General features: G+C 69.0%; 16 protein-coding genes and 1 pseudogene. 8 read left to right on the forward strand and 9 right to left on the reverse strand.

Annotated features, from left to right (window positions below):
• Positions 1-63: 63 nt before the first annotated feature.
• Positions 64-1,911 (reverse strand): polysaccharide deacetylase family protein, encoded by a 1,848-nt coding sequence (locus OG413_RS42805; RefSeq protein ID WP_266815298.1) that lies wholly within the window; start codon positions 1,909-1,911, stop codon positions 64-66.
• Positions 1,912-2,523: 612 nt separating this feature from the next.
• On the opposite strand from OG413_RS42805, the gene OG413_RS42810 reads away from it, so the two are divergent.
• From OG413_RS42810 to OG413_RS42825, 4 genes are all read left to right on the forward strand, one after another.
• Complete coding sequence (locus OG413_RS42810) at positions 2,524-3,723, forward strand: glycosyltransferase family 2 protein (protein ID WP_266815522.1); 1,200 nt, start codon at positions 2,524-2,526, stop codon at positions 3,721-3,723.
• Between the two features lie 220 nt (positions 3,724-3,943).
• Complete coding sequence (gene wecB / locus OG413_RS42815; protein WP_266815300.1) at positions 3,944-5,218, forward strand: non-hydrolyzing UDP-N-acetylglucosamine 2-epimerase; 1,275 nt, start codon at positions 3,944-3,946, stop codon at positions 5,216-5,218.
• A gap of 59 nt (positions 5,219-5,277) precedes the next feature.
• Positions 5,278-5,955 carry a family 16 glycoside hydrolase gene (locus OG413_RS42820; protein ID WP_266815302.1) on the forward strand — a complete coding sequence of 226 codons (678 nt, stop codon included), beginning with the start codon at positions 5,278-5,280 and terminating at the stop codon, positions 5,953-5,955.
• Positions 5,952-6,092 carry a hypothetical protein gene (locus tag OG413_RS42825; RefSeq protein ID WP_266815304.1) on the forward strand — a complete coding sequence of 47 codons (141 nt, stop codon included), beginning with the start codon at positions 5,952-5,954 and terminating at the stop codon, positions 6,090-6,092. Before OG413_RS42820 ends, OG413_RS42825 begins: the two co-directional genes overlap by 4 nt.
• Positions 6,093-6,352: 260 nt before the next feature.
• On the opposite strand, the gene OG413_RS42830 is transcribed toward OG413_RS42825, so the two are convergent.
• Complete coding sequence (locus OG413_RS42830; protein WP_266815306.1) at positions 6,353-6,490, reverse strand: hypothetical protein; 138 nt, start codon at positions 6,488-6,490, stop codon at positions 6,353-6,355.
• A gap of 292 nt (positions 6,491-6,782) precedes the next feature.
• Positions 6,783-6,905 (reverse strand): hypothetical protein, encoded by a 123-nt coding sequence (locus OG413_RS42835; protein ID WP_266815308.1) that lies wholly within the window; start codon positions 6,903-6,905, stop codon positions 6,783-6,785.
• A 177-nt stretch (positions 6,906-7,082) separates the two neighbouring features.
• Between OG413_RS42835 and OG413_RS42840 the strand changes: the two genes are divergently transcribed.
• From OG413_RS42840 to OG413_RS42850, 3 genes and pseudogenes are all read left to right on the forward strand, one after another.
• Positions 7,083-7,562 (forward strand): hypothetical protein, encoded by a 480-nt coding sequence (locus tag OG413_RS42840; RefSeq protein WP_266815310.1) that lies wholly within the window; start codon positions 7,083-7,085, stop codon positions 7,560-7,562.
• Positions 7,559-7,798, forward strand: coding sequence for a hypothetical protein (locus OG413_RS42845; protein WP_266815312.1), 240 nt, complete (start codon positions 7,559-7,561; stop codon positions 7,796-7,798). The genes OG413_RS42840 and OG413_RS42845 overlap by 4 nt, the downstream gene beginning before the upstream one ends.
• A 227-nt stretch (positions 7,799-8,025) precedes the next feature.
• Positions 8,026-8,109: pseudogene (locus tag OG413_RS42850) on the forward strand (DNA methylase); the annotation flags it as partial.
• 108 nt (positions 8,110-8,217) lie between these two features.
• On the opposite strand, the gene OG413_RS42855 reads toward OG413_RS42850, so the two are convergent.
• The 4 genes from OG413_RS42855 to OG413_RS42870 all read right to left on the reverse strand — a co-directional run bounded on the left by OG413_RS42855 (position 8,218) and on the right by OG413_RS42870 (position 11,290).
• Complete coding sequence (locus OG413_RS42855; RefSeq protein WP_266810507.1) at positions 8,218-8,667, reverse strand: hypothetical protein; 450 nt, start codon at positions 8,665-8,667, stop codon at positions 8,218-8,220.
• 221 nt (positions 8,668-8,888) lie between these two features.
• Complete coding sequence (locus OG413_RS42860) at positions 8,889-9,341, reverse strand: hypothetical protein (protein WP_266815314.1); 453 nt, start codon at positions 9,339-9,341, stop codon at positions 8,889-8,891.
• A 322-nt stretch (positions 9,342-9,663) separates the two neighbouring features.
• Entirely contained in the window at positions 9,664-10,527 is an 864-nt protein-coding gene (locus OG413_RS42865; RefSeq protein WP_266815316.1) for a hypothetical protein, read from the reverse strand.
• Between the two features lie 58 nt (positions 10,528-10,585).
• The gene (locus OG413_RS42870) at positions 10,586-11,290 is read right to left on the reverse strand and encodes a GntR family transcriptional regulator (protein WP_266815318.1); all 705 of its coding nucleotides are present in this window, start codon (positions 11,288-11,290) and stop codon (positions 10,586-10,588) included.
• 165 nt (positions 11,291-11,455) lie between these two features.
• Here OG413_RS42870 and OG413_RS42875 point away from each other — a divergent pair, with 165 nt between their 5' ends.
• Positions 11,456-11,995 (forward strand): YbhB/YbcL family Raf kinase inhibitor-like protein, encoded by a 540-nt coding sequence (locus OG413_RS42875; protein WP_266815320.1) that lies wholly within the window; start codon positions 11,456-11,458, stop codon positions 11,993-11,995.
• A gap of 446 nt (positions 11,996-12,441) precedes the next feature.
• Here OG413_RS42875 and OG413_RS42880 read toward each other — a convergent pair whose 3' ends face one another.
• A complete protein-coding gene (locus OG413_RS42880) occupies positions 12,442-13,323 on the reverse strand; it encodes an SDR family NAD(P)-dependent oxidoreductase (RefSeq protein ID WP_266815322.1) in 882 nt (293 codons plus the stop codon).
• Complete coding sequence (locus tag OG413_RS42885) at positions 13,320-13,793, reverse strand: MarR family winged helix-turn-helix transcriptional regulator (protein ID WP_266811016.1); 474 nt, start codon at positions 13,791-13,793, stop codon at positions 13,320-13,322. The genes OG413_RS42880 and OG413_RS42885 overlap by 4 nt, the downstream gene beginning before the upstream one ends.
• Positions 13,794-14,030 lie beyond the last annotated feature (237 nt).

The following is a 14,030-nucleotide window of genomic DNA, read 5'->3' on the forward strand; positions in this document are numbered from 1 at the left end:
CCGTTCCCGGCCCGCGCGAGGCGGACCGGCAACGGCGGGGACGGTGCTCCGGGACGGGGTGGGTCAGAGCAGACTCTCGGGGTTGACGAAGGTGTAGCCGAGCGCCGTAAAGCCCTCCACGATCTCCTTCAACGGAGCCACCGGGTGGGTCGGGTGGTAGTAGAAGCTGGCGAAGCCGTCCCGTACCGCCAGGTTGGCCTTGGCGCTCTTGATCAGGTCCTCGGCCAGCCGGGGCGGGTTGTTGTTGGAGGCCAGCGGCTCATAGCTGCCGATGTTCTCCGGGAGCACCTTGGTGCCGTAGACATCGGTGACCGGGTACGGGAAGAACTGGCCCAGGTAGCGGCTGCTGTCGACCGGCGCGCCGGTCAGCGTCCCGGAGAAGTACAGCGAACGCTCCAGCCGTGCGTCGAAGTTCTGCGCGAACACCTTGTAGTCGGTGGCCGAGGCCGCGTAGTGCGGGGTGGTCCACAGCTTGGGCTTGGGCAGGCCGACCGCGGCGAATTCGTTGAGGGCGGAGGTGATCCGGCCCTGTGCCCAGGTGCTGGAGTCCTCCGCCACCGGCCCGTCGTAGACCACGAAGTCGTTGGCGTCCACATGGGCCCGGAAGAACTCGAAGTCACTGGCGCTGAGTCCGTTGTACGGGTTGTCCAGGTTGCCGTACTGATGGGTGTAGCCGTGGTCCATCAGCACGGCCCCGTTGGCGAGCATGTACTTCAGCGTGTTCACCAGCGCGGGCCGCTGCGCGAGCCGCACCGTGCGCGCCACACCGTTGTTCTGCACACCCTTGGGGTCGGTGTACACCGGGATGACATTGATGCCGTACTGGATGTTCTGCGACTTCAGATAGTCGGCGATCGACCGGAGCTGGGTGGCGTTGGACATCGGGGAGATGTCCTCCAGGCGCACCAGGGCACGGTGCTGCTCGGCCGTCGCCGGTGCCAGCGCGTCGAAGAGCAGGTCCTGGAAGGCGATGATCCGGTCGGTCTCCGAGACGAAGGTGAAGGGGATCTCGCCGAGGTAGGTCAGGTTGGCCGAGCGGATCGCCCACGGGAAGGTCGTCTCGGTGGCACCCGCGGTGTCCACCGCCGTGGCGAGCTCGGTCACCGGCGGGGCGTCCGCGCCGGTGCTGATGGCGGGGTGGAGCACGCCCGGGTCCTGCCCGGCCGGGATCTTCCGGGTCAGTGTCTGGCCCCTGTACTCGACCTTGGTGATATCGCCTACGCTGCCGCCGGTTTCGTAGAACGAGGACGTCGGGTCCCAGCCGTACTTGTACTCGAACTCCTGCAGGCTGATCGAGTTGGCCATGTTCCAGATGTTCTCGCCCATCCAGATCACCGGCCGCTCGGAGAGCAGGATGTCCAGATAGAGATCCTGCGGCACCGCGTCCGGTATGTCTTCGCCGTAGTAGGTGGAGCCCACGTAGACGGTGGCGTCGAAGGTCTCCAGCTCACCCGGTGCGTAGTTCTGGACCGGCTTGGCGGTCACGGTGCCGAACCGGCCTCCGAGGTTGGCCACGCCCATCGCGTACAGCTCGCCGAGGTGTCCGAACGGGCCCGCGTTGTCGTACAGGACCAGCGTCTTTGCCTGGCCGGGTTCGGGAGCGGCCGGTGCGTTGCGCGCCTTCGGCCCGATTGCCCTGGTCAGCCGCGGCAGCAGTTTGCCCGCGCGCTTCTTCGTGCCCTTCTCCGCCCGCCGTTCGGCGTCACCGGACCGCTGTGCCGCGGCCCAGCCCTTCATGTCCTTGGCCTGAACGCCGATGGGTGATTCCTGAGTCACCGAATGGTGGTCGCCGTCCCCCCGGCCGCCGGCGACGGCCGCCGGTGCCAGCAGACTGCCCCCCAGCAGGGCGGCGACGGCCAGGGCGATCAAAGCCAGCCAGGCCGGCTGCGGTCTTCTCCTGGGTTGTCTCATTTGTTTACCCCCTCGATTTGGGTACCGCGTCGCATGACGTGGAACCGGGCGCAGGGAAGGAGAAAGAGACATGGCTGATTCGCGACACAAGAGCCATGACTCGGTCCTTCATGGAATTCCACGAGCGGATTGCGAAGCTCAACAGCCGGGATTGTTCGCTCCATTCCCTTCGGATGTCAATGGGGACTCCGGTGAAAGATCAAGGTCCAGGTTTTCCGCCGAAGAACCACTTGCGGGGCCGCTTCTGGTACTTTCCGTAAGCGTGCAGGGGCCGGTTCCGTTTGGGGACGTGCCAACCACTCCTGCGCAGAGCTGAAGGTGGGGGGAACCGATGTACGGTAGGTCTGCGTTGGGGTCAGCGCTGCCCTTGGTGGGGCTGGCCGCGTCCATGGAGGAGATACCCGGGAGCCCGGTGGCCAGTGCTTTGCAGGCGACCGCGGGGGCGGGATTCCTCTTGTATCTTCTGGTTGTTCTCGGCCTGTTCGTGGCGCGTTTGCGATTACGTGTCAGGCCCTCCGTGACCGATGCCGCCGCCGCTGGGCGCCGGGGTTGGGTCGCGGAGAACGGATCGTGATCGTTGAGTCCCTGATATGGGCCAGCATTGCGTTGATCGTGTTGGCCGGCACCTACAATTTCAGCCTGTTCCTGCTCTCCCGTCGCAAGGTGCCGCACCGACCCGACAAGGGCGAACAAAGATTCTATGTTTTCCTTCTGGCCTGCCTCAATGAGGAGATAGTGCTGGCTGAGAGCCTTGCGCGGATCACCGCTCTGCCGGCCGAGAAATGTGTCGCCCTGGTCATCGACGACGCCTCCGACGACCGAACGGCCGATATCGCGCGGGCCGCCGACCCCCAGCGGGTCTGGCTCCATCAGCGCTATCTGCCGAACGCCCGGCGCGGGAAGGGCGCCGCGCTCAATGACGGCGTACGACTGCTGCGGGCGTCACCGCTTCTCCAGGGCCGGAACCCGAACGATGTGATCCTCTGCGTCGTGGACGCGGACGGCCGGCTGGACGGGCATGTGATCGACGCCGTCGACCCGTTCTTCAACGATCCGGCGACCGGGGCCACCCAGATCGGTGTCCGGATGTACAACCGGCGGGAGGGGCTGCTGGCCCGGCTCCAGGACATGGAGTTCGTCGTCTACGGCGATGTGTTCCAGAGCGCCCGCCGTTTCATCGGCAGCGTGGGCATGGGCGGCAACGGCCAGTTCATGCGCCTGTCCGCGCTCGACACCCTGGGCGAGAATCCGTGGAGCGACAGTCTCACCGAGGATCTGGACCTGGGGGTACGGCTGATCGCCCGTGGCTGGACCAACCAGCACTGCACCACGGCGGCCGTCTCCCAGCAGGCCGTCCTCGAAGTGCGCCGACTGATCCGCCAGCGGTCACGCTGGTTCCAGGGACATCTCCAGTCGGCCAACCTGACCCCGCTGATACTGCGCGACGTCGGGGGCCGGGCGGCGATGGACTTGATCTACCATCTGTCCAGCCCGGTACTGATCCTGCTCACCTCGCTCCTGCCGCTCTCGTTCCTGGTCGCGCTCCTCGGCACGGTCGTCGGCTCGATCAGGGCGGGCCATCCGCTGGTCTCCGTCATGTGGTTCCTCGGCCCGTATCTGCTCTCGTTCACCTCGGCCTGGATCTACGGCTTCGTGTACCGGGTGCGCGAGCGGTCGCTCACCGCGATTCAGGCGGTACTGCTCGGGCATGTCTTCATCATCTATGGCTACATCTGGTTCGCCGCCGGCTGGATGGGGCTCTGGCGGACCGTCACCGGCAAGCGAACCTGGCTGAAGACAGCCCGCAGCTGACCCGTCAGTTCAAGGTTTCACCCGTACCACACGCGTACCATCCACGCCGCTCAGGGTCCCACCCGTACCATCCGCGCGACCGCACCGCAGTGCGGCCTGTCCGCACCGCAGGCCGTCCGTACCGCCGCCGGCCGTCCCGTACGCCGATGTCGTATGCGCCGCGCGGTGCCGCCCGACGAACCACTCCTGCTCCTTCCGTTTGTCTCGTCAAGGGAGAGCCATGTCCTCATCGGAGAACCCGCTGTTATCACCCGTGGACAACGCGTCCGCGCCGCGCCCGGCCGGGGACGCCCCGGAGCGCTCCGCCGCTCCACCCGGCACGGTGCGCGCCATGCTGGTACTCGGCACCCGCCCGGAGGCAATCAAACTGGCCCCGGTCAGCCGGGCGATGTCCGCCTCCCCGCTCTTCCAGCCGATGGTGGTGACCACCGGCCAGCACCGGGAAATGCTGCAGCAGATGCTCGGCCTGCTCGGAGTGGGGGTGAAGACCGACCTGGCGGTGATGCGGGACCGGCAGCGGCTCTCCGAGTTGACCGCCCGCCTGATGGAGGGCCTGGGCACGGTCATCCGGACCGAACGGCCCGATCTGGTGGTGGTCCAGGGCGACACCACCACGGCGCTCTGCGGCGCTCTTGCCGCCTTCTACGAGCACATCCCGGTGGCCCATGTCGAGGCGGGGCTGCGCACCGGTGTCCCGGACAATCCCTTCCCCGAGGAGCTGAACCGACGGCTGATCGGCCGCCTCGCGAACTGGCACTTCGCCCCCACCGCGCGGTCCGCCGGCCATCTGCGGGCCGAGGGCGTACCCGACGGACAGGTGATCACCACCGGCAACACGGTCGTCGACAACCTGCTGTGGGTGCTGGGGCGGGGCGCCGGGCGGAGCGCCTTCCGCACCGATGGGCGGCGGGTGCTCCTCACCCTGCACCGCCGGGAGAACCACGGTGACCGGATGCGCTCCATGGGTGCGGCGCTCCGGCGGCTGGCCGACCGGGGAGATGTGGAGATCGTGCTCCCGCTGCACCGCAGTCCGGCGGTACGGGAGGCCCTGCTGCCGGCACTGGAGGGTCACCCCGGGATCTCGGTGGTGGATCCGCTGGACTATCTGGACTTCGCCGCCACTCTCGCCGCCTGCGACCTGGTGATGACCGATTCCGGCGGGCTCCAGGAGGAGGCCCCGAGTCTGGGCAAGCCTGCGCTGGTGCTGCGGTCCACCACCGAACGGCCGGAGGCGGTGGAGGCGGGGGCGGCCCTGCTGGTGGGCACCGATCCGGAGGAGATCCTGGCCGTCGCCGCGCGGCTGCTGGACGACCCGGAGGAGTACCGACGGATGTCGGCGGTCGCCAACCCGTTCGGCGACGGACACGCGGCCGACCGCATCGTGGCCCGCCTCACCAGCGACTTCGGCGGCACCCCGGCCGTCATCCACGGGCAGGAGACGCCCACCGACGGCAGGCACGAGGCACCGGGCGACGACGAACGCGGGGCGGGATGACCGCGTACCGACCCCGGACGGCCCACGCGGCACGGATGGTCCGGCGGTACCGTTTGCGCATGTTGTGGCGCTCCTTCCGCCGGACCGGCGGGCTGCTGCTGGCCGTCCTTGTCGTGGTGAGCACCGGCCTGGTCACGGCTGCACTGCTCCGAGAGGAGAGGCACGGTACCGACTCGGTCGAGTCCTGGCAGGACGGCATGGTGTACGGCCCTTGGCGGTCCGTCTTCCACGGCTACGGCGCCAATACCGGCACGGTGGACGAGCTGACGCTCACTCCGCGCACGGCCCGTGAACAAGACCGTACCCATGCCTGTCTGGTCATCTCCACAACCCGGTACGGCGTGCTGGACTACCGCGCCCGGATACGTACCGCCGAGCAGTTGCGCGAGCCCGACCCCAACCCGTGGGAGGTGGCGTGGCTGGTCTGGTCCTACGACGACCCGGAGCACTTCTACTACCTGGCGCTCAAGCCCAATGGCTGGGAACTGGGCAAACGGGACCCCGAATACCGAGGCGGACAGCGGTTCCTCGCCACCGGTATCCCCGGCTTCCCGGTCGGCGACTGGTCAGAGGTCCGGGTCCGGCAGCGCGGTGCGCGGATGACGGTGGCGGTGGACGGCCGCGAAGTGGCCGATTTCACCGACCGGGAACGGCCGTACACCTCGGGCAGCATGGGTGCCTACACCGAGGACGCCCGGGCGGAGTTCCGGGATATCAGCGCCTCGTCCGGGTCGTGAGACCGGACACTGCCCGCCGGGCCGCGGAGCATCTCACCCCGACCGGCCCCGACCACCCCTGGACCGGCGTACGGTTCACCGCCTCATGGGGCAGCCGGGACGCCCTCGACCTCATCCGGTCGTACCCGACCAGGTAGCGGAGATCAGCGCGGACACCGCCATCGACCGAGGCGCCTTCGCCCCCGCTCCGCTCTGCCCGGATGCGCCTGGACGTCGCCGCAGCCGATGGGCGGCGGTGGCTGTTCGTGTTGAAGGGCGTCGGTGCGGGGGTGCTCAGTCGTGGCAGGTTGTCGGGGAGTGGTGTGCTGGTGTGCGCTCAATCGGTGGAGTCGGTTGGCGTACGTTTTCGTGTCGGGTGGGCTCGTGCGGTCGTGGCGCAGCATTCGCACGGCCGGGGTCAGCTCTCGTAGAGGGCGTGCATCATGTCCGCCCACTCCCGCTTGTTGGCGCAGTGCGGCACTCCGTCGATCCACAGGGGGTACGGCGTGTTCGAGCAGGCCCCGGCAGTCGTGCGCGGCGTGAGAGGGTGGCGCACAGCGGGCAGAGGTCTCCATGGAGCAGTTCGTCCGTCATGCGGCCGATGGCGAGACCGGGCAAGCGCTCCCGTGCGGCGGCTTGCCCAGGACGTGCTGCTGCGTAGGCCGAAGTACTCGCCCGTTCGCGGGAATCGACTGCCCGTCTTCTTCGGCCGGTGCGGCTGGGCCGGAGAGCACCCTGCCCGGCCAGTGGCGTACTGCCGGTCACCGCCCGCTTCCGGAGCCACGCCGACCGGATGCGGAGGTCAAGGTCCTGAGGGGCCCGCTCTCCCAGTTCTGCGCTCCCTCGTGTCAACGGCAGTCGTACGAGCCGGAGTCGGGGGCGTGGCCCGGCCCGGCAGAGGAGTACGTCATGCCGAAGACCCAGTCCACCGCCGCGCAGACCGCCCGCAGGGCGAGCCGGAGCGGGGGCACATACACCGAGGCTCTGCGCCGAGCGACGACCGGCGCTGCACCGGGTACACCGCACGTCCTGCGGTTCCTGGCTGGCGCTCGGGCAATCTCTACCGACTCGACGGCGGAATCGCGGCGGCCTCGGTGCACGGCAGACAGCGGGTCCTCCTCCTTGAGGAAGCCGAGGACCACTGGCGCTTGTCCATGAATGGCGCCGTCCGCGGCCGGGGCCGTCGCAAGCGGATCGAGCCGGCCTCTCCGCCGGAGCCGACGGCCGGCACCTTGTGGGCTTCGCCGGACGGCCCCGGTGCCCTGGTGCACCACACCCTCATGTGGGAGGTCCGCCACCCCTCCAAGGAGAGCAACCGCGGCCCGCCCCGGACGGATCGGAGCCCGCTCAAGGCGTCGGTGGCCGACACGCTCGGTGCCTACGGCGTGATCGTCCTCCTGCCGAGAAGGTGCTGGAGCTACCCGGACCGTGAGCACGCGACGGCGCATGTGGTCCTCGGGGAGGTGGATGTCTTCCCGCACGTTGACTGCCGTGTTGCGCTCCCTGGCACCGGAGACGAAGAGGAAGGCGTCCCGCTGAGCCCCGAGCGGAGCGCCGTGGTTCTGCGCGAGCGCTGCCTGGGCTTCCTCTTCGGCTTCCCGCATCTCCCCATCGTGCTGGACGGGTGATCCGGCAGTCGAATCGGAGGCTGCCCGTCGACGCGGACTATCTGGCAGGCATCGACCGGGACATGAGCCGAGCCGGACTGCGCACCCTCGGCTGGACAACCTGCGACTGCCGGCCCACTTGGTACAGGAAGCTACCCGAGCCCGACCGGCTCCAGGACCTCAACTTCGTCTCGCAGTACCAGCCCATCGCTGAATGCCTGCGCACGGCGCTGGACGCCCGTCCGGCCGGCAAGTAGCAGACCAGCCCGCACACCAGGGCGCAGGGCGCCGCCGTCACCCAGGGCCCGCCCGGATGACCTGGGGCACCGGCGCAAGGGGGGGTGGGTCCCCAGCCCCTGGGCAGGGGACCCGTGGCGCTCTGCACCTCGGCGATGGTGCCTTTGCCGTACGCGGCGATGTACCGGCCGGGACGGCTGGGGTGACGGTCCCCGTGTACGGGGCATCAGCAGACGGCGGAGACACCACCTGGACGGACGTGCGTGAAGGGCTGACCGAGGCCATCCCGCCCGCCTGCACCGAGCACATCGGCCGCCAGTTCATCACCACCGGCAGGTGGGGCGCCGCCAGGTGCCGGACCCGCAAGACCGGCTCGCCGCCCTGGCAGGCTCCGCGTCCGGTTCCGGCCGCGCAGCCTGCTCATTGTGTCGGACGTTCGTCAGCAGGTGACCGGAACGTCCAGGGTTACCGGGCTGGAGGGATGGCCGAGGGCGGATGAGGTGAACTCGGCGTGGACGGTCGAGCCGCAGGGGACGATGCCACCGACGCCACGGACCCGGGTGGTCGCGGCTTGGAAACGGACCGGCTGCACCAGGTGGCCGAGGGAGGTGCCACCGACGGCGTTGCCGGTCAGGGTCGTGGTCAGGTTCTTGACCGGGAGCGTGGAGCCCGGGCTGGGCGGGCCCGACAGGCCTATCTGGCCGTTCAACTGCACGCTGTTGCCGGTGACTTCGGCGCACACCTTGGTCGACAAGCCCACCCGGAGGGCGGACGGACCGCACGTCACGGTAGTGGCGGTGGTGGTGGGGGCGTGTACGGCTGTGGCCGGGGCCGCGCCGAATAAGGCCAGGCCCACGGCTGCGGTGGCGAGCAGAGCGATACGAGACATGAGGGTAGTTCTCTCTGTTCAGAGGCGTCGTTCACAGGCATCACTGATGCACTCAGGATGATGCAGTTGCAATGTGACATTGCACTGAACGTCAGTATGTGTGGAGGCGGCGTGAAGGGTCAAATCCCGTACCCTCAGGGGATCTTCGCGCCCTCATCCTCCCCTCGTCCCGCCGAGTTGGGAGTACGGCTACACCGAACACGCCGCTCCCGCGACGGGCATCAAGGAGATCGGGGCCCACGCAGATGGGTGTTCCCGGGAAGGCCGTGCCGCCGTCGGCGACCGTTGTGGTGCGGCCGACGGCGGCCTTGGGCGAGTACGACGAGCCGGGATCTGCTGGACGCTGCGAGTTTGTGCATGATTCGGTTGCCCTTGGCCAGGTTCCGGGCGTGCTTGTCGCCCGGGTGCAGGTCCTCCACGTTCAGGCACAGCACTTCATCGGCTTTCGCTGTCGATTCGTCGAGTACTTTCCAGCACGTCTTGTCCGGCAGCGAGACGTCGAGGCGCCACAGGGCGGCGATCTGGTTCTCCAAGAGGGCCTTGGTGCGGTCGGGCGGCGCGGGCCGCCGTTCGATGCCGATCGTGGGATCGCGTTCGATCCCGCCCCGGCGCTGCCACCAGCCGATCGCCTTGCGTGCGATGGACAGCTCCCGGTTGGCGGTGTCGGCGTCCATCTCGTCCGCCCGCGCCGCCGCCAGTTCGGCCAGGGTCTCCGGTCAGGGCCGCGCAGCAGGCCCCTGCGTTCGAGTTCGGTCACTGGTTCGAGCGTCACGCCCGCTCCCGCGCTGCCGCGGTAGACGCGTACACCGCACGCCGGCGGCCGGAACAGCCCGCCGCAGGTCCGGTGATCACCGCAAAGGGTCCGTCGCGGTGAATCCGGTATTTGCTGTGGCACCGCCACCGGCCGTCACAGCAACCGCGGAACTGAACGTCATGTAGAGCTGCGTGCCACCTGACCGTAGCTACTACGAGCGCGCCGGGCCCCGGCCCAGGATCTCAGCCCTTGCCGAAGTGCACCGCAGGGAAGGCGCCCGCTGCTCTGAGGGTTTCGGAGAAGCCGCCGGCCAGTTCGGTGAGGCGTGCGGTGGCGGCCGGGCCGAGGTGGTCGTACGGGGCGGTATCGAGGCGGTCGGTGAGCACCTCGGTCTCGCCGCGCAGGGCCGTGCCCGCCTGCGTGAGGTTGCCTGCTTCGTCCAGCAGGCCGCGCTCGCGCAACTGGTTTCGGGCGGTGGTCCACTGCTGGGCGGACCACCCGCGGGTCCGCGTGAACAGTGCTGATGTCGGGCCCGTGCCGGTGGCGTTGTGCAGGACCAGTGCCTCGATGCCGGACAGATCTGCGATGGCCAGGGCGGCGAGGTGACCGTCACCCCGGTGTTCGCGCAGCAGTGTCGCGGCGTGCCACAGGGCCAGGTGCGGTTCTTCGGGTACGGGGAGGTCGGCGTTGGCGGCGTAGAGCGGCCGTCCCTCCCGGCGGCACGCTTCGGTGGCGTGCAGTGCCAGTTCGGCCGCCTCGGTCATTTCGGTGGACGTGAGGGTCTCCTTCCCGAGCAGCCGTTGCAGCGTTCGGTCCGCGCTGCGCAGCCGTGCCGCGAGCACCTGCTCCGGCGTGGTGACGGTCCACGCCGCGGGGATGTACCGCTGCACATGCGCGTGGTTGAAGTTGTAGAAGGTCGCTGTGACGGTGCCCGCGTCGACGGCACCGAGCGGTGCCGCGCGGCTCGCGAGGTAGACCATGGCTCCGCGCTCCAGCCCGAGTGCCGTGAGTTCGTCCTCCGGCTCCGGCGCGAAGTACACGGATGCGTGCAGAGGACTGACGGCGTTGTGGCAGTGGCGGCCCGTGCTCGCCTCGAAGATGGTCATGCTGTGGCTCCGGTTTCGGTGTTCACGTGCGGTCGTGCGGCCAGGCATACATGGCGCATCAGGCGTCGTTCGTGGGTTCGTGGTGGGGGCAGTCGGTCAGTCCGGCCGCGGTCTGGGTGAGGTGCTGGGTCAGGACCTCGGCTGCGGTGTCGGCGTCGCGGGCAAGGGCCGCCTCCTCCAGCCGGCGATGCTCCAGGGCGCCGTCCCGGTCGGGGTTGCGGTGCGCCGACCAGCGGCGGGCCAGTTCGCTCGCGGTCCACATCCGGTCGAAGGTCTCCAGCAGGACAAGGTTGCCGCACCCCTCCAGCAGGGTGCGGTGGAAGCGGCGGTGGACTTCGGCCCATGTGCTGCTGTAGTGCTCGCCCTCCTCCGGTACGTACGCCGGGGTGCGGGTCAGACGGTGGTGGGCGGCTCGTACGCGGGCTTCCCAGTCCACATCGCCGCGTTCGATGGACATGCGCAGCATGACCGGTTCGATCGTCCGACGGGCCTCCGCGATCTCCTGCCAGCGGCGGTCGGAATGGGCCGGGACGGCGAAGCCGCGGTTGGGCAGCCGGTCGGCGAGTCCCTCGCCGACCGCCCGCACGAGCGCCTCACGCACGACGGCCAGGCTTACGCCCTGCTCTTTGGCGAGGTCCTGGGGCTTGAGGGCATCACCGGGGGCGTAATCCCCGCGCATGATCGCGTCCCGCAGGTGTGTGTAGACCTGCTCGGAGAGCATCTGCTTCCCCGCCGGGGGTGAGGTGTGGATCGTCTGGGTCATGTCTACACAATAGACGATCAGGGATATAATCGATTATCGGCGTTATCGTCGATCTCGGTGGTCAGCGGAAGCGCGACCACATCGCCTCCTGGCGCCGCCACGACGGGACCTCCGTCGGCCGCATCACCACCACCCACACACAGCACACCTGAGAGGCACGACACCATGAGTTCCAACGACCCCTTTGCCCGTCTCCCCGAGGCGGCCTCTTTCACCGTCGTCAGCACCACCGTCACCGACGGCGCCCCCTGGCCGATCGAGCAGTACTCCGGCCTCTCCGGCGTGCCCGGCGGGAAGGACGTCTCCCCGCAGCTTTCTTGGAGCAGCGCCCCGGAAGGCACCAGGAGCTACGCCGTCACGGTCTACGACCCCGACGCCCCCACCGGGTCCGGGTTCTGGCACTGGGCGGTCGCGGACATCCCCGCCACCGTCACCGAGTTGCCCGAAGGCGCCGGCGACGACACCGGCTCGGGGCTGCCCGGGGGCGCTTTCCAGCTGCCCAACGACGCCCGCGCGGCCCGCTTCATCGGTGCCGCCCCGCCGGCCGGACACGGCCCGCACCGCTACTTCACCGTGGTGCATGCCCTCGACGTCGACACCATCGGCGTCCCCGCCGACGCCACCCCGGCCGCCCTCGGCTTCACCCTGGCCGGCCACATCCTCGGCCGCGCGGTCCTGACAGCCACCGCTGAGACTCTCGCCTGAAGAACAGCGAGGCCCGCGCCGAGCGCAAATCGGGCCCTCCACCTGGTCCACGTCCGGTAGGAGGCGCTGAGGAGCGCGGCGAATCGGTTGGCCGCACGCCGCCTGCCTCGTCCCGCTGGGCCACCAGCTCCGAGGCCGGTCACGAAAGGGGCGTCCGAAGCTGCAGGGAGCTTCGGACGCCCCTTTCGACCGTGGCGCAGCGGCCGCGGCGGTGGTTTCGACGGAGCACGGGCTCAGCACCCTGACCGGCAGCACCAGGTCGAGCCGCTTGTCCATGCCGAGACGGAAAGTGCCGTGCGGAGGTGTACGGCCGGTTCGAGCCGGACATGAACAGCCGCCTCGACCTGGACCTGTCCATCCGGGCTATCGTGCCCGGCCCGCGTACCCCGCGTACCCGCAGACGAGGCAGCCGCGACCCCGGCGTGGCAACCGGTTCCGGGACGGCCCTACTTCGTGAGGGGCTCCACTCCGAGGAGGGCTGCGGTCTTGGTGTAGACGGTCCGGGCGAGAGCGTCGTTCAGGGCCAGGCGTGAAGGGGTGTCCGGCTGGGACTCGCTGAAGAAGCCGCCGCTGGGGCGCGGTGCGGGCGAGGCGCTGGCGAGCCAGACCGGGGTCTGCACGCCTTCGTCCGGGGTGATGGCGAACGGGCGGAACAGCGGGGCGGTCAGCCGCATCAGACCGCCGGCGTTGCTGTTCATCGCGGTGCCCTTGACCATGCCGGGATTGGCGTTGTAGATGCTCATGCCGTCGGGCAGGCGCTGTGCGAGTTCTCGCGCGGCCAGGAGGCTGACGAGTTTACTCGTCGCGTAGACGTTGATCTGGTTGTAGAAGCGCTTGCTCCACGATGTTCCCGCGACATCCGGATCGGTGGCATCGAGACTGCCACGCTTTTCCACGAACGAGGACATGTTGACGATCCGCGCTTCGCGCGTGAGTACTCCCTCGGCCAGGAGTGCGTGGGTGAGCAAGAACGGGGCGTGGTGACTGAGTGCGTAGGTGCGCTCCACGCCGTCCGGCGTCTGCTCATACCGGGGGAACGCCGCCCCTGCGTTGTTGATGAGGACGTCCACCGGGTGTCTGTCGGCGGCCAGTTCCGCTGCCAGTGCCTGTACCTGCGACCACTGTTCCAGGTCAGCGGTGTACGTCCTCGGCGGTGCCGCGTCACTGCCCGCCGGGGCCAGGCCGCGCAGACTGTCGGCGGCGGCCCGGGTGCGCGTCGCGTCCCGGCCGACAAGGACGACGCTCTGACCGGCCTTGACCAGGTGGCGTGCCGTCACAAGGCCCAGACCCGAGGCTCCGCCCGTGATGACCGCGGTCTTGCTGCTCACTGCTGCTCCTTTTCCACGGTGCCCTTGACGCCGGCGGCCTCACCTGTCGGCCGGGGGCCGTCGATCACTTCGCGGAGAAGCGTGTGCAGGCGCAGCCTGCTCCCGTGGTCGAGGAGGGCGAAGGGTGAGTGCTCGGTGGTGTGCCGGACGACGCGATCGCGCAGCGCGCATCCCTCGGAGGTGAGCTGGATGACTTTCGCGCGGCGGTCGGTGGGGTGGGGAACGCGGCGGACCAGGCCGCGCTTCTCCAGCCGGTCAATCATCGACGTGGCGGTTGAGGCGTCGCACTGCAAGAGTTCGGCCAGACGGCGCGCGGTCATCTCCCGCCCCCGGCTCAGCCTCCACAGCGCATCGGCCTGAGTGTCAGTCAGCCCCGCGTCCCGGGCCAGCTCCTTGAGCTCGGCATGCACCTGGGCGCGGATCGCGAACAGACAGTCGTAAAGCTCTTCGGTCAGCTGCCGATCATCCATGACCCACACAGTACATGGATAATCCAATTATTTGAAAGTCCATGCACTTTGCGGGGGTCCTACCGGCGTGGTGGCGGACTGGCCCGCCGTGACGCTCAAGCCACCCCGCCCTGTCGACTCCTGGATGCAGTGGCCCGACTCCTGGAGGCGACCCTTTCTCGGATCAAGATCAAGAACAGTCGGCGCGGCCAGTGCTTGAGGGAATGGGACGGGTGCGCCACGCGCGCTCCGGTGCCT

Source organism: Streptomyces sp. NBC_01433 (genome assembly GCF_026340105.1).
GTDB lineage: Bacteria > Actinomycetota > Actinomycetes > Streptomycetales > Streptomycetaceae > Streptomyces.

Excerpts from the sequence above, each read along its gene's own strand:
- OG413_RS42805 (WP_266815298.1), bottom strand. The coding sequence starts at position 1,911 with ATGAGACAACCCAGGAGAAGACCGCAGCCGGCCTGGCTGGCTTTGATC.
- wecB (WP_266815300.1), top strand. The coding sequence starts at position 3,944 with ATGTCCTCATCGGAGAACCCGCTGTTATCACCCGTGGACAACGCGTCC.
- OG413_RS42820 (WP_266815302.1), top strand. The coding sequence starts at position 5,278 with ATGTTGTGGCGCTCCTTCCGCCGGACCGGCGGGCTGCTGCTGGCCGTC.
- OG413_RS42855 (WP_266810507.1), bottom strand. The coding sequence starts at position 8,667 with ATGTCTCGTATCGCTCTGCTCGCCACCGCAGCCGTGGGCCTGGCCTTA.
- OG413_RS42860 (WP_266815314.1), bottom strand. The coding sequence starts at position 9,341 with ATGGACGCCGACACCGCCAACCGGGAGCTGTCCATCGCACGCAAGGCG.
- OG413_RS42865 (WP_266815316.1), bottom strand. The coding sequence starts at position 10,527 with ATGACCATCTTCGAGGCGAGCACGGGCCGCCACTGCCACAACGCCGTC.
- OG413_RS42870 (WP_266815318.1), bottom strand. The coding sequence starts at position 11,290 with ATGACCCAGACGATCCACACCTCACCCCCGGCGGGGAAGCAGATGCTC.
- OG413_RS42875 (WP_266815320.1), top strand. The coding sequence starts at position 11,456 with ATGAGTTCCAACGACCCCTTTGCCCGTCTCCCCGAGGCGGCCTCTTTC.
- OG413_RS42885 (WP_266811016.1), bottom strand. The coding sequence starts at position 13,793 with ATGGATGATCGGCAGCTGACCGAAGAGCTTTACGACTGTCTGTTCGCG.